Genomic DNA, 657 nt, shown 5'->3' with positions numbered 1-657 from the left:
TCGCTTGCCTCCTCAACCCATATACCAGTGATGCCGACAATCGATTTCCGCTTTTCAACAGCGTCCAGCCCAGAGAACAGTATCTCGTTGCCGTTAGCGCGGCACTTTATGTGCAAATCCCTATTGATGCCGGTGGGAATGCTAAACAGAGCGGATACGCCCCAACCGCCGATGACTGTCTTTAGCTCAGCAAAGACGGACTCGCGCAGCGTCTTGGCAACTTTGCGCAAGCACAGAAGCCGATGCCCTTTTTCCGACAGCATCCTGGCTATAAGTTTCTGCGCAGCGAAGCGGGACTTGCCAGAGCTGCCGCCGCCCCACAGTACCAGGTAGCGGCTGGTGTCGGCGTAAAGGGGATAGAATTTGGTATTTGTCGTTGCTGCAAAATCAATGGGGATCAAGCGCGGCAGCCTCCTTAGGTGATGGGTTCGAGTCCCGCCAACCTTAAAATTTTCAGCGAAAATTGACACTCCCCACGGCTAAAGCCGGGGGATTCTTGAGAAGTTTACCCAAGCCTTATTCTCAAAGGCTGTGCCAAACAGCCGCTAGTCAGTAAAGCGAAATCGCTTATCTGATTACTTTTACGAAGGACGTTCAATGCACCGTTTACATCTGCATTGATTATTGTTCCGTTTTTAGAACGGTACTGGCCGCACT

At 51.6% G+C, this 657-nt stretch carries 1 protein-coding gene; it reads right to left on the bottom strand.

Features of this window, described 5'->3' with window-relative positions; translation table 11 throughout:
• Positions 1 to 401, bottom strand: a 401-nt coding sequence (locus tag HW443_RS12540; protein ID WP_219857272.1) for a phage terminase large subunit, incomplete at its 3' end; no start/stop codon positions are given.
• Between the last annotated feature and the right edge of the window lie 256 nt (positions 402 to 657).

The organism is Candidatus Hakubella thermalkaliphila (assembly GCF_013281975.1).
GTDB lineage: Bacteria > Actinomycetota > Humimicrobiia > Hakubellales > Hakubellaceae > Hakubella > Hakubella thermalkaliphila.
Note: the sequence above shows the minus strand (reverse complement) of the source record. Positions and strands in the feature narration are given on the sequence as shown.